The organism is Prevotella sp. oral taxon 475 (assembly GCF_018127805.1).
GTDB lineage: Bacteria > Bacteroidota > Bacteroidia > Bacteroidales > Bacteroidaceae > Prevotella.
The window spans coordinates 954,635-968,730 of sequence record NZ_CP072334.1 but is presented as its reverse complement, the minus strand read 5'-3'; the positions used below and the strand labels follow the sequence as shown (position 1 = coordinate 968,730).

8 protein-coding genes are annotated in these 14,096 nt (G+C 42.9%); all 8 read right to left on the bottom strand.

Annotated elements, in window-relative coordinates; translation table 11 throughout:
• Nucleotides 1–21: 21 nt before the first annotated feature.
• Nucleotides 22–303, bottom strand: coding sequence for a hypothetical protein (locus J5A66_RS03725; protein ID WP_211791120.1), 282 nt, complete (start codon nt 301–303; stop codon nt 22–24).
• 475 nt (nt 304–778) lie between these two features.
• Entirely contained in the window at nt 779–6,286 is a 5,508-nt protein-coding gene (locus J5A66_RS03720) for a hypothetical protein (protein WP_211791117.1), read from the bottom strand.
• A gap of 28 nt (nt 6,287–6,314) precedes the next feature.
• Nucleotides 6,315–8,726 carry a hypothetical protein gene (locus J5A66_RS03715; protein WP_211791115.1) on the bottom strand — a complete coding sequence of 804 codons (2,412 nt, stop codon included), beginning with the start codon at nt 8,724–8,726 and terminating at the stop codon, nt 6,315–6,317.
• Nucleotides 8,727–8,743: 17 nt separating this feature from the next.
• The gene (locus tag J5A66_RS03710; protein ID WP_211791420.1) at nt 8,744–9,304 is read right to left on the bottom strand and encodes a DUF3575 domain-containing protein; all 561 of its coding nucleotides are present in this window, start codon (nt 9,302–9,304) and stop codon (nt 8,744–8,746) included.
• Between the two features lie 14 nt (nt 9,305–9,318).
• Nucleotides 9,319–10,746: a DUF3575 domain-containing protein gene (locus J5A66_RS03705; RefSeq protein WP_211791113.1), complete on the bottom strand. Its 1,428-nt coding sequence runs from the start codon at nt 10,744–10,746 to the stop codon at nt 9,319–9,321.
• 10 nt (nt 10,747–10,756) lie between these two features.
• On the bottom strand, nt 10,757–12,247 hold the full coding sequence (locus J5A66_RS03700; protein WP_211791111.1) for a lipopolysaccharide assembly protein LapB: 1,491 nt from the start codon (nt 12,245–12,247) through the stop codon (nt 10,757–10,759).
• A gap of 437 nt (nt 12,248–12,684) precedes the next feature.
• Nucleotides 12,685–13,338 (bottom strand): hypothetical protein, encoded by a 654-nt coding sequence (locus J5A66_RS03695; protein WP_249110023.1) that lies wholly within the window; start codon nt 13,336–13,338, stop codon nt 12,685–12,687.
• A 135-nt stretch (nt 13,339–13,473) separates the two neighbouring features.
• Nucleotides 13,474–14,079: a 4'-phosphopantetheinyl transferase family protein gene (locus J5A66_RS03690; protein ID WP_211791109.1), complete on the bottom strand. Its 606-nt coding sequence runs from the start codon at nt 14,077–14,079 to the stop codon at nt 13,474–13,476.
• Nucleotides 14,080–14,096 lie beyond the last annotated feature (17 nt).

Sequence of the window (14,096 nt, the reverse complement as noted above, 5' to 3'; positions counted from 1 at the left end):
ACATATGGGGGAAAAATGCGATCAATTATGCCCGTATGGGATGGGCTGGGAATGCTCTCTGGGACCAACAATCGTTGTGCGGCAGAGAGGAAACAGACCAAGACCTACGGCCTTGTTCCCTCTCTGCCTGCTGTAAACAGGGTAGGCTCGCTGCACTCGCCAACCCTGCTCTACCAACAGACCAACCCCTACAGGGTTGTTGCTCATCCCGAGCCGACGGATGGATGCTGCGTATAATAGAATAAGCCACTTGTAGTAGGGGTTGTTTCTGAGTCCGAACCGGCGTATGATTTTGTCTTTCATTGCCGCGAACAGCGGGCACGAAAAGAGAAGCAAAGGGAACTCCGAAGAGCCCTTTGCTGATAGGGGTTGCGCTCGCTTCGCGCGCGCGTAAGAGAAAGCTAAAAAGTGTTACACTACAATAGGTGCGAACATTGTGTGTGTGTGTGTGTGTGTGTGTGTGTGTGTGTGTGTGTGTGTGTAAGGTAGCGAATTCCTGTGACACTACCAAACAATCGGCGTTAAAAGATGCAGAAAAGTTCGCCCTTTTCTGCCCCACTGTGATACCTGTATGGAGATGCACGCTACACATTATCTTATATATATATCCTTTGCGATATGGCCTCAAACACGGCGGCAAAGGTAGCACATTCTTCTGAAATGACCAAATAACCCCTCTCTTTCCGCAAACAAAAGAGCCGCTTTAGTCAAAAATGTGATGACTAAAGCGGCTCTGCTTGTATCCACTGCAACTTACAGAAAAGATGCAAAGCTTGTTTTATCGGCGGCTCGCGTTATTCGTTTTTGAACGAGAACCGATGCTCAACATCAAACCGAAGTTGAGGCTGTTGACGAAAGTACCCGGCGTGCGGTAAATCTGCAACGACTGGTAGCGTTCTTTGCTCATGCGGTAAACCATATGGTTATAGAAGAGCGAAAGAGTGCGACTGATGTGATAGCTGAAAGTACCACCGAAGTGCCAAGCAAACTCCGTGCCTTTGTCGCCCAAAGCGAGCGAAGGACCGGTGTAGAGACCTACATCCCAACGACGCGAAGGATTGATGCCACCCAGCGCATTAAGAATATCGAACTGGTAGCCCAGTGACACAAGCGTGTTGTTGAACTTTTGATCAATGGCGGTTGCACCATACTTGGTAGTAACCTTATCGGTGAGATATTCACCGCTGGCACGCACTGCACTGTAGTCGTCAAACTTAAATCCGGCAAAGAACAATCCGTTCTTAATGGGCGACGAGCTTTGTCCGGCCGTGCGCCAAGTATGAACAGCGGTGTTCCAACCTGCACCGGCTCCAAGGAAGAAACCAGTAGAGGCATAGTCTTCGCCCGTGTATTGCTCGCCCTTCTTATCGGCAGCCTTATCGTTGAGCATGACAGACATACCTAACTTGAGGGCCAGTTCGTTGGTTCTGGCAACGGGTCGGTTGTCATCCTCGAATCCGCCCATGATCGAATAAGTGGGCTCGAAGTTGAGGCGTAATCCCTGTGCCAAACGTAGCCAGAACTGTGTACCAAGACGCAGCTCACGGAATTTGCTCTCGTAGGCCTGCTCACGACCAGTGACAAAACGAATCTTACCCAAGCCGCCTCCAAGGAAGAGGTTGAACCCGGCAGGAGCATTCCAATTGTAAATGCGCTTGAAACCAAGCGGATTGAACATGAGGTCGAGCGTTCCGGCAAAATAACCCAACTGATTGGTGCGCTGTTCTACGGCATCATAAGACCAGTCGGCATTACTAATCTGCACACCACCACGGAACCCGAGTGCCGAGTTGAGCCACCAACCCAAATTGGCATTGGCGTTATAGCCAGTTGTTCCAGCCATAGAGAGGTCTACCTTGTTGAACATCGCTGTACCTACACTGTACTCGAAGAATACCGGCTGGTGAGCATAGTCGGCCACCAATGCACCTTCTTTACCGAAGGCCGCCTTGTTGATGTTGTACATCACACCGAGATTCAAGCTATTGACAATCGTTCCTGGGGTGCGGTACACCTGTGGCGTATTGTAACGCTCCTTGCTCAGGCGATAAATCGTATGGCTATAGAAGAGAGCCAAGTTGCGGCTGACATTGTAGGTGAGGATTCCACCGAAGTTCCAAGCAAACTGCGTTCCTGCCTTGCCCAATGCCAATGTAGGACCGGTGTAGAGCGAGGCTCCCCAACGACGCCCCGGACGAATGCCGGCAAAGGCGTTGAAGATGTTGAACTGATAGTCGAGCGAAAGCAAGGTGTTATCGAATTTCTGTGCCGTCATGTCGCCACGACCGTAAGAATCCCATACTTTGTCGGTGAGATATTCACCACTCAAACGTACGGCATGATACTCATTCACCTTATAGCCACCAAAGAACAAACCATTCTTTAACAGTTGGAACCCTTGTCCTGTGGGACGCCAAGTATGCACGGTGGTGTTCCAACCGAGTCCGGCTCCGAGGAAGAAACCATTGGGCGACTCTACCTCTGCAGCATCATCCTTCTTATCATTACTCTTATCGCGTAACAGCATCGACACACCAACTTTCATGGCCAACTCGTCGGTCTTATCCACGACCTTTGCACCACTGAATCCTCCTAACATGGAATAAGTGGGCTCGATGTTCAGGCGCAGGTCGTTGCAGAGTTTTACCCAGAACTGAGCACCCATGCGGAACTCTCTGAACCGACCTTCGTAGGCCTTGTCCTTGGCCGTAACAAAACGAATCTTACCCATTCCTGCTCCAGCAAAGAGGTTGAAGCCCATAGGTTGATTCCAGTCGTAAATATGAGTCATACCCAACGGGTTGAACATCAAGTCGAGCGTTCCGGCTAAGAATCCTAACTGATTCTTGCGGGGTGCTCCGGTAGCATCGTGTGTCCAGTCGGCATTGCTGATATGAACGCCACCACGAACACCGATTGCCGAGTTCAGCCACCAACCGATATTGGCATTGGCGGTATAACCCAACGAACTTCCCATGGAGAGATCAAGCTTGTTGAACCAAGCCGGACCTATGCTATACTCGAGGAACAAAGGCTGACGGGTATAATCGGTAACCAAGAGCCCTTCCTTGCCGAAAGCAGGACGATTGAGATTGTACAGCACACCGACGTTCAAGCTATTGACAATCGTTCCCGGCGTGCGATATACCTGTGCCGTCTTGTAACGTTCTTTGCTCATCCGATAGACGGTGTGGCTATAGAAGAGAGCCAAGCTGCGACTGAGCTGATAGGAGAGAATACCTCCAAAATTCCAAGCCAGCTGCGTTCCCTCCTTGCCCAATGCCAATGACGGACCGATGTAGAGCGATGCATCCCAACGACGACCCGGACGGATGCCGGCAAGGGCATTGAATATGTCAAACTGATAATCAAGTGAAAGCAACGTATTGTTAAACTTCTGAGCAACCATGTTTCCACCGCCCAGGTCGTTCCAAACCTTATCGGCAAGATATTCCCCACTCAAACGCAGGCCATGATACTCGTTCACTTTATACCCACCAAAGAACAGGCCGTTCTTCAGTAATTGGAAGCCCTGCCCTGTGGGACGCCAAGTGTGCACGGTGGTATTCCAACCAAGTCCGGCTCCGAAGAAGAAACCATTGGGGCGGTAGTCTTCTGCTGCCTCATTTTCCTTCTTATCATTGCTCTTGTCGCGCAATAACATAGAGACTCCGACCTTCATCGCCAGTTCGTCCGCTTTATCCACGACTTTTGCTCCGGTGAATCCACCTAACATCGAATAAGTGGGTTCGAGGTTCAGACGTAAATCGTCGGTAAGCTTCAGCCAAAACTGTGCACCCAGGCGCAATTCTCTGAATTTACTTTCATAAGCCGATTTGCTGTCCGTAACGAAACGCACTTTACCCAGTCCGGCACCAATGAAGAGGTTGAAACCGGCAGGTTGATTCCAATTATAGATGCGGGTAATTCCCATCGGGTTGAGCATCAAATCAAGCGTTCCGGCAAAGAAGCCCAACTGATTCTTACGAGGCATAAAGGCATCGTGAGCCCAATCGGCATTGCTGATGTGAACACCGGCACGAGCACCAACAAAGGAATTGAGCCACCACCCGATATTGGCATTAGCAGTGTAGCCCAATGAGCTACCCATTGAATTCTCTACATTATTATACCATACCGGTCCGACGCTATACTCAAACATGAGAGGCTGATGGCTGTAATCGGCAACCAACGCTCCATTCTCGCCAAAGGCCGGACGGTTGAAGTTGTACAGTAAACCAACATTGAGACTGTTTACAAAGGTTCCTTCCTTGCGATACACTTGTGAAAAGACGTAACGATCTTTAGGCATTCTGTAAACGGTATGACTGTAGAATAAGGCCAAGTCGCGATTGACCTGATAGGTAAGCATTCCACCGAAATTCAAGGCGAAAGCTGTGCCACCACTTCCTAATGCCAATGCAGGACCACCATAGATGTAAGTGCCCCACCGACGATAGGGATTATATCCAGCAACAGCATTTAATAAATTCAACTGATAATCTAATGAGAGGACGGTGTTTCTAAGTGTCTCGTTTTGCACACCACCACCAAAGGTTGCGGGTACTGCTACTTGATCACTTAAATATTCACCACTCAGCCGAATACCGTGATATTCGTTGAGGTTGTATCCTCCGAAAAGAACGCCATTCTTGAGCAAGGGATTATTACCATTAGCGTATCTCCAAGTGTGTACCGTTGTATTCCAACCCATACCTAAGCCAAAGAAGAAACCTTGCTGTTGCGCATAGCGGTCTTTTACCTCAATGCTATCCAAATTGAACTTCTCACGGCTAAAGTTATCTCTGAAGAGTACTGTCAAACCTAACTTCAAGGCCAATTCATCAAACTGCTTGCGCTCAGAAGTACCTTTATAGAACTCTAAGAAAGAATAAGTGGGCTCTATATTCAAGCGAAGATCGTTGGTAAGCTTCATCCAAAGTTGACTACCTAAACGATAGCCAACATAATTACCTTTTACGTAGTCGTTATGCGCGGGATTTACAACCTTTATCCGTCCAAACTCGTAGCCGGCAATCAGGTTCATACCTACCTTGCTATCCCAATCATAGTTACGCTTGAACCCGAAAGGATTAAAGAGAAAATCGAGTACCGCACCACGCGTTCCTAATAAACTCTTTGACGGCAAACGAAAACCGACTACACTTGAATTATTCGTCCAATCGGCATTAGAAATATGAAGACCTGTACGAAGACCTATTGCCGAAGATAACCACCAACCAAAATAAGCGTTGGCCGTATAACCGACAGATTTCCCCATTGGCAATGCAGTGTGATTGTAGAACACCGGGCCAATGCTGTAATCAAAGAACATAGGTCTACGCCAATGTTTCTTGGCATAGGTCTCATAGAAGAATCTTTCTCCTTCTTCAAAACGCTTCATGAAATCACCAGCATCTTTCTGCTTAGACAATTCCGGCCAGAAATACCATATATAAGAGAGGTTGGCACCATAGCCAAAGTCCATTCGATCAAACTTAGAGCCTGGAACCAAATCCTGCTTACGAGAACCAACCTTCACAAAGGGTTCAAGGGCAAGAAAGGCATGCGGACTTGTTGCGTATTTGAATTGCAGACCAAAACGTGCTCCATACGAAAAGCCTGATGTCTGTACGTAATTGGTAACAGAGCTCAGTTCGGTTGCTGAAAGTTTGGCTGTTTGCAGTCCTAATCCCATCACACCCGAAACTGTCAAAGGGCGTTCCGGTCGATAGCCTAACATGTAGTTGGTGAAATTAAACAGATAGTCTACATTTACACCCAAGGATTTGAATGTAGTCAGTGAGGAGATGGTTCCTTCTCCCTTGGTAAATCCCCAGCTTCCCTCAACCGAGAGACGCAAAGAGCTCATCGGACTCAAATCTTTTCCTAATCCAAGATGCAAGTTGGCAAAGGGTGTATAACGAAAGGATCCGTTCTGAAGATAATTGGTTACACCTCCTCCAAAGTCAAGATAGGTATGCCCCAAGAGGCCCTTATCAATAAACTTATCACCAACATAGCGATGTCGACGGTCCAAGACAAATTTAAGTCCATTATATCCTTTAGGAGCAGGAAGGCTGACGACAATCGTGTCAGGTTGTAAGACTGTATCAGGCATCATTGCTTCCAAATCCTCCAAGTCCTTCACCACTGTATCACGCTGCAATACCACAGAAGGAATATTTGTATAGACATTATTGTTGCTTGCCAGAGAAAGTACCTTTGCCTCTGAGATAAGAGGCAATACCATCGCGGTCAATACGACAAAGAATCTCTTTTTCATCTTAATCTAACTTAAAATTATAAATTTATCATTGTTCTCCTTCTGAAGCAGCTTCAAGAGGCTTGGACTTCATCATTATATAACGGAATTTCTCTCGATAGAGATCTTTATCAGCTTCCACGTAGGGATACTTCTTTCTAATATCATCGCTAACATTTGCATCTGACTTATAAAACTTTTCATAGAAAGTAGGATCAAGATCAAAGCAATGCTGGAAGAATGCTAGGAACCGAGGAGTTTCATTCGTTTGCATCTTCACTGCAAGTTCTGCTCCATATTCTTGAATCAGCGTAGAGAAATCATTCTCAGATTCTATATCAGGATTATTGGCTGCAATAATTCCTTTCATATACCATTTCTTAGCCAAATTATCAGGAAGAGAATCTACCATTGATTCTAACGAAGCATAAGACAACTCTAATTCCGGTGCTAATTCGATACTTAGAATCGTATGATTTAGCATATTTGCTCCCATTACATAAGTCAAGGCTTTCTTTGCACGCTCTTCCTCTTCAATGGTTTTATTCTGCTTAAAGAACAAAGCCTCTAAGTCTATCAACATCTTCAGTTCATGAAACTCAGGACTATCAGGCAATTTATTAGCCAAGAAAGCAGCCTGACTCAGTTTGCGAGCTTTTAAATACATCAATGCCTGATTGGCTATAATCTCACGGAAATTGACCGTATACATATAAGAGCTCTCAAAAGCAACCGGACGAGAGACTTCTATTCCTGATGCCATATCGATAAAAGGCTCTAAAATCGAGAGGTTTATCGAATCCTTAGATAACAATTCCACAGCCATTCTATTTGCAATATATGCAGCAAACGGACTGTATTTTGCAGTCTTTCTCGCCATATTCTCTTTATAAGCACGATGAGTGAGTTTACGCAACTCTGCACTATCGGTTATCTGGGAGAATAGATTATAGTAGTCTCCATTAGAGAAAACTTCAGCACCTCCTTCTGCATAACGCGGGTCATTGTAATAGGTCCATAAAACCTCACGCGGTTCCATTACTTTATTACGACGAAGCGTATAGGAACTTTTGATCAAACGCTGGTTGTGCATAATTTGTCCTATTACAGGATTGCTTACAAGCATTCGGCCAATACCTGCGAGATCTTTAGCCTGAGCATAACGACGTAACTCGTCGGCCTCGTATTTCTGTCCCTTTTCAACAAGCGAATCTGCTACATCATTCCATGTATAAACTAAAGGTTCTTTTACGCTTAGACTTGCACTACGGATATTAGCACCAACCATACTAAGGATTTTCCTTGCACGCTTTCGAGCCAACTCAATATTACTTGCTTGCGCACCTTCAGGAGACGCTGTACCTTGAATCGTAAAATTCATTAGCGAACTACCAAAAGAGCGAAGTTCTTCTACCAAAAGATCTAAAGTCCGTTTGTTTGCAATATCATCAGTTAATTCGTCTTTACCAACAACAAATGTCAACTGCAAGTCACGGGGGACTTCACTCAATCGAGCCCGCACCGTTTCATAAAAACGTGGTTCCAATTTCATATTCTTGGCAGAAGCTGTAACATCAAGCATCTTCCAAGGTCTGCGAACATTATTGGTACCTTCTTTATAATCTTGAAAATAAACGTGTGTATAATCCTCTAAACTTAATTTTGACATCCACTTATAGTTCTTATCAGCCTCAGGTTTAGGATACGTCGTATCCCAACTAAAAGAGAATACATCGTCAGACATTGCATTCTCGGCTATATAATAAGGAGATAAAGAATCGTTGCGTTCAAAATCATAGCTTTTACGCCTTATCTGATTAAAGTGATATTTACCTCCCTCATAAACCAACGGCTCTAAATATTGCACTGTATCACCGGTATTAGTATTTACTACTACAGGTTGATAAATCAGTCGCGAATGCTTCGTTGTATACCAAGCTGGGAGATTAATATTTATTGTCCATCGCATATTCTCTCCATCATCAATAGGAGGAAGTTCCTTAAAGTTCATGCCTTGACGCTTGGCAAAGACATTCACATTTTGGATTAAGATTCCATCAGATTTAGACGGAGAGAAAACAATGTCATAATTCAACTTATCTGCACTAATATCAACAATTTTCAATACACCCTCATTAATCATTAACAAAGCACCTCCTACTGCAATATCCGTTTCAAAGTGCCCGTCATAATCAGGGATTACAACTTCATTACTTTTTATTTTAACAATACTTCCAAAAGTACTATTCTGCGCGTTGTACAGCTGTGCTTGTCTACGAGCTTCATTTCTATTATCAAAGACATATACAGGAACTGATAGAGGCATCTTTGCAGAAGAGTTGCCTGTCATTTCCTTCATCAATTTAGAAACTGTACCAGTTATATGGATGGCTTGCGCATTGACCTTCACAACAAAGCTCAATAACAAAAGCAATAATATCAATCCTTTTCTTTTCATCATTATATTCTCCTATAACCTTACCAAATTGAATATGAAAGTGTAATACCAATTTTTGTAGGTAATATCTTATAGTTCAAAAAACCGTCTTTGGTTTCTGTCCCGTTCTTTAAGAGAAGGTTAGAACCATCTTCAAAACTCTCACGATGATGAGAGAAAACAAGTCCTACACCAGCATGTGCATCAATAGACAATCTATTTGTTAAGGAGAAGACATAACCGAAAGTCAGTCCACCACCCCATGCCGTTCCTGAATAATTCTTATTTCCCCAAGTCATATTATAACTGGCAGCTAAAAGGCCTACACCAACAAAGTGATGGTAAAGAGGGCGCCCTCCAAAATAATATCGATATTCCGGTTGTACTCCCACCATTCTCATTTCTTTATGGAAATAAGGTTTATTGTTTCCAAAGACACTCAATCCTAAAGTAGAACGATTACCAATTGTCATTTCTGCACCTATATTATAAGTCTGCAAAGCCAACATTGCGACATCGGTATTAATAGAAAATGTCTGCGCCTGAGAAGTATGGCAGAAAAGTCCCAATACCATCACAAGAAAAATTCTTATTCTTTTCATCTTCATTCTCTTTGTTATTCCTTATTTCTATCGGTAGACTCTTCCTGCTTATCAGACTCCGAACTATTGTTCTCCGTTGAACTATTTTCACTTACAGCGGGAGTAGCATCTTTAGAGTTTTCTTTCTTTTCCTTATTGGTCTTTTCCTCAGCTTTCTTCCGCTTTTTCAGTTCTTTTTCTTCTTCTTTGGCCTTTATGGCTTCTTGTCGTTTCAATTCATTGGCCTGCTTCAGAGAGTCGCGTTCACGTTTAGCATCTTCCTTAGCCTTAGCCTTTTGGAGTTGTGCTTCCTGTTCTTGATTCTTTTGGACAACCCGCAGAGAATCTGCAGTTCTTTTGGCATTCTCACGTTCTTGTCCTTTCTGCAATCTCTCTTCTTTTGCCTTTTCAGCGTTTACCACTTTCAGCGAGTCGGCCATACGTTTAGCATTAGCTCTCTCCTCAATGGCCTTTTCGCGTTCTACAACTTTCAAAGAGTCGGCTACGCGCTTAGCTTCAGCTCGTTCTTTAAGTTGTTCTTCACGTAACACCTCATTAACTTTGCGTAAAGAATCATTCTGATATTTTCTTTCCAGTTCAAGATGCTGCTGTTCAAAACGTTTCTCGTAATCAACCTTTTCCAAAGAGTCTGCTCTATGTCGTCTCATCTTTTCAAGAACAGTATTGATACTGTCGCGTCTCACCTTGGCAGCTTCAAGTGCAATACGATAGTTGTTATCAATCTGGAGCCGTTTCTTATACCTATTGGACAATTTTGTACCGAAATGATATACTAACGACACATTCAAAATATCTGTCGATGCCGCATAGATCCAAGGAGAGAACGTCAGTTGATAGTCATTTTCCGGCTCAGTAACGGTATAGACATATTTATCTCCAATCAGTTCGCGCTTATATTCATGCCACTTAGCAAACACGACACCGGCATTGATTCCTAAGTCTAAATCCAACCGAGCACCATTTTGATAACCATAAAGTTGAGAAACAGTACCAAACATGAGACCACCTACAAAAGACTGACCTTTCTTACCTGTGCCACTCAACTTGATGTCAAACTTATTCGCACCACCATACACGCCAACATAAAAAACTCTTTTAGGCATGCGTGAATGCCAATATCTGCGCAATTCCAAACGTCCGCCCATTAAGTCGTAAACATAATAAGCATTCTCCTTTGAATTCGTATTCCAATTAAAACGCCCATACATGCCGACTGTCCAAAGGTTCCAGTTTTTATTGTTAAGAGCAAATTCCACACCCAAGTTAGGCGTTAGTGTAACCCAGTCTACAAAATTAGACTTAAGGTTAAACCGTTGCCCAAAGCTTAAGGTATCTACCTTATTATAATATAACAGATTTACCTGTCCAAAGGTTACTGATGTTCCACAGCCAAACAGCAATAGGAACAATAGTATCAGTCTATGTCCTCGTGACTTTATCATAATCAAAAAATTATCTGCGCTTAGTTATCTTCTTATTTCTCTTACCTGTATTCTTTGTGCCTTTTACACTTTTTGTTTCGCTGAGCGTTTGCGCATTAGCAATCAATTGCTTTGCAAAGTCATCATCAGGATCCAAAGCTTCAATCTTCTTAGCATAAACAATTGCCGTACTACCCTCTTTCTGCAAATAGTAGTAATAAGCCAACTGTTTATAACATTCTATCAACTGATCTTTATTTCCTCCGCTCTTCTCAAGCAGTTCAACAGCTTTCATAAAGTAAGGACGAGCCAATCCTTTCTTATATTCAGGGTCAAGCAACGTATTTACTTTACCCTGCCAATAATAGCCCAAATAACTGTTGGGACGCAATGCAGCCACTTCTCCAAAAGTTTTTCCTGCCTCTTCAAGTGCCTGTGTTTGTTCAGGTGTCAGCACTTTACCGCTATTTGTAATGCCTTTTCGCCAATAGAGTCTACCCAACTGGTACATCTCATAAGCTTTTGTCTCATTGTCATCCTTTATCTTACCAATATAGATACGGTAATACTTGATGGCATTATCAAAATCTTGAATGCGTGCATAAGCTTCAGAAACCTGTTTGTTGATGTCAAACAAGTCTGAATTTTTCTGTAAAGCAACATTAAACTGATCAATTGCATCTTGTGTTCTACCCAAACCGTTGAGTGCATAACCATAGTAAATGTAATCTTGGTATTGCAACTTTGCATCCTTGCTATGATTCAACAAGTCGTCTGCATTTTTAATTGCCTCATCGTAGTGTTGAAGTTCGGTATTGTTATACAACAAGAGACGATTAAAAATAGGATCTTCGGCATTCCGTTGATGACCAATTGTTGCCAATTGAAGTGATTTCTCATACTCCTTTTTAATAAATTGACTCAATGCATACTGCATCAACTCTCTATCATCAAGGGAATCTACACCTATAGCTTCATATCCGGCAATTGCCTTATCTATATCATTAGCTGTATAATAAATTTCAGCAATTTGTTTATCGACATTCAAGTCAGGCCTATTCTTTTTCAAGAGAGTCAAGACTTCCACAGCCTTACTCATATCTGTTGTTTTCAACAAGTTGGCATACTTGTAATAACCATCTGGATCTTTTCTATCAAAATAGATAGAACGCTCATAATAATACCTGGCTGAATCTACATTATTCTTTGCAATAGCAATATCGCCTCCTAAGTTAATTGCTTTAGTACTGATTCTCTTGCAACGTTGTGCCCTACGAAAATACTCAGCAGCATCATCCACTTTTCCTGCTTTCAGGTAAATGGAGCCGATAGCAGCGATCAAGTCTGTATTATCGCTATTTTTCTTTATCAGCTTCTCAGCGTTACCCTTTGCAAAATCTGGACTATCCGCAAGAAGAGAAGCTATTACTTGCAACTCACTACTGTGCAACAAGTCATCCTTCGAAAAGACGGGAGTGCACACCATCGCACTCAATATAAATACCAGCCATTTCTTATTCATATGCCTTATTATTGTTTAATTATTCTATACTTAGCATTCTTGATTTCTAACTACCCTATGAGAACTCATCTCTATTTGAAGTAGAAATATCAAGTGTTATTCCTTTATATTCCCTAATATAAAAAGAGTTCTCTAATTCTCCATCAATATCATATTGTTTAAAGAAAAGCCTCTTTACAGCCGACAAAGTTATACATTTTTTATGAAAGGGGGAAGAAAGCGTACAAATAAATTTCGCATCCACTCAAAAATTTCATGTATAACATAACCGGGAGGATAACCATACGTCTCGCAGCAACTAAAGCATTTTCACACAAGAATATGACTACAAAGATTACGAAACAGGGCTATTTTATTCTGAAGACAGATAAAATAGCCCTATTTATTTACGGGTTTGAATATGCAAAAGTGTGATTCAAACCCTTTCGGCAAAGGAATTAATAAGACGACTTTGCCTTTTCAATAGCAGAACTTGCGGCCGAAACTGCTGCTGCTGCATCTGCTTTAGCTTTTGCGATGTCTGCTTTTGCCTTGTCCGATTCTGCCTTAGCTTTTGCCGCATCAGCCACAGCTTTCTCCGTATCGGCCTTAGCCTTGGCAGCATCGGCCTTTGCTTTCTCTGCAGCAGCTCTACTTGCAGTAGCATTAGCCAAGGCTTTTTCTGCATCAACTTTCGCTTTTGTTGCAGCAGCCAGTGCCTTCTGTGCGTCAGCAGCTGCCGTAGCTGCATCTGCTTTTGCTACTTCCGAATCAGCCTTTGCCTTTTCAGAATCAATTCTTGCTTTCTCTGCGTCTGCTTTTGCCTTAGCAGCATCGGCCTTTGCCTTAGCGGCCTCGGCCTTTTGTTTTGCTGCTTCTGCAACAGCCTTAGCTGCATCAGCTTTCGCTTTAGCAGCATCTACTACTGCTTTCTGAGCACTGGCAACCGCAGAACCCGTATTTACCGACTGAGCCGATGCACTTGCAACAGAGATCAAAATCGAAGCTGCAACTGTTAGGAAAAATCTCTCCATACTCTTATATATAAATAAATAATTAAAAAATGACACAATCGGCATATCAACCATGTCTGATGAAAACTCTAATCTCAAACGAATATGCTCGCTTATTTTATGCAAAAGTACAAAAAACTGAATGATTCCAAAAGAAATATTTACCTTTTTTACAGGAAATCCATAGTAACTCTATATTATAATATGTGAAAGAATGGTTTCATTCCTCAGAATTCAATATAAAAAGGTGAGCACATAGTCATCGTTTTGCCGATAGAAAGGACGAACAGTTATGTTTTCTCTCATATTTTCGGCCACTAATCTGCCTTCCTCTTTCCATTCTGGAATGGTGATTTTTATTTCAGAGGATGTTAGATTTTGAACTGAAAAATATTTATAAACCGTTTCTTTAGCACTCCAGATCAGAAGTTGTCGATTCACATCAGGTGCATTTTCATCCTTGCGAATAAACTTATGTGCCACTCGCCCCACTCTATTGCTACGGTATTCGATATCGACAGCCACCGTTCTATCCCTGGAAAGAAGCAACACAGCAAAACCTTTGGTATGACTGATGCTTATCCGATAATGGGGAAGATAGGGACAACCGCGTTCATCGTGCGAGATTCGAAGATCTGCATCATGTGTCATTTCATAAAGGAGGGCATAAACAGAGAGAATTTCCGCCCTTCGTTGTTCACTTCGCATGCCCAAGATCTCATCAAAAAGAGATTGAAGCCAGGGGTAAGACCGAAGGAAATAAGCTTCTTTCTCTTCTATTTTCCACAGTCCAAGCTGCACTTCATCGGATAAATCCTCCCTTATCACCAGTGCCATCATCTAACGATCAATCATTC

Excerpts from the sequence above, each read along its gene's own strand:
- J5A66_RS03705 (WP_211791113.1), bottom strand. The coding sequence starts at position 10,746 with ATGATAAAGTCACGAGGACATAGACTGATACTATTGTTCCTATTGCTG.
- J5A66_RS03725 (WP_211791120.1), bottom strand. The coding sequence starts at position 303 with ATGAAAGACAAAATCATACGCCGGTTCGGACTCAGAAACAACCCCTAC.
- J5A66_RS03690 (WP_211791109.1), bottom strand. The coding sequence starts at position 14,079 with ATGATGGCACTGGTGATAAGGGAGGATTTATCCGATGAAGTGCAGCTT.
- J5A66_RS03715 (WP_211791115.1), bottom strand. The coding sequence starts at position 8,726 with ATGATGAAAAGAAAAGGATTGATATTATTGCTTTTGTTATTGAGCTTT.
- J5A66_RS03720 (WP_211791117.1), bottom strand. The coding sequence starts at position 6,286 with ATGAAAAAGAGATTCTTTGTCGTATTGACCGCGATGGTATTGCCTCTT.
- J5A66_RS03710 (WP_211791420.1), bottom strand. The coding sequence starts at position 9,304 with ATGAAAAGAATAAGAATTTTTCTTGTGATGGTATTGGGACTTTTCTGC.
- J5A66_RS03700 (WP_211791111.1), bottom strand. The coding sequence starts at position 12,247 with ATGAATAAGAAATGGCTGGTATTTATATTGAGTGCGATGGTGTGCACT.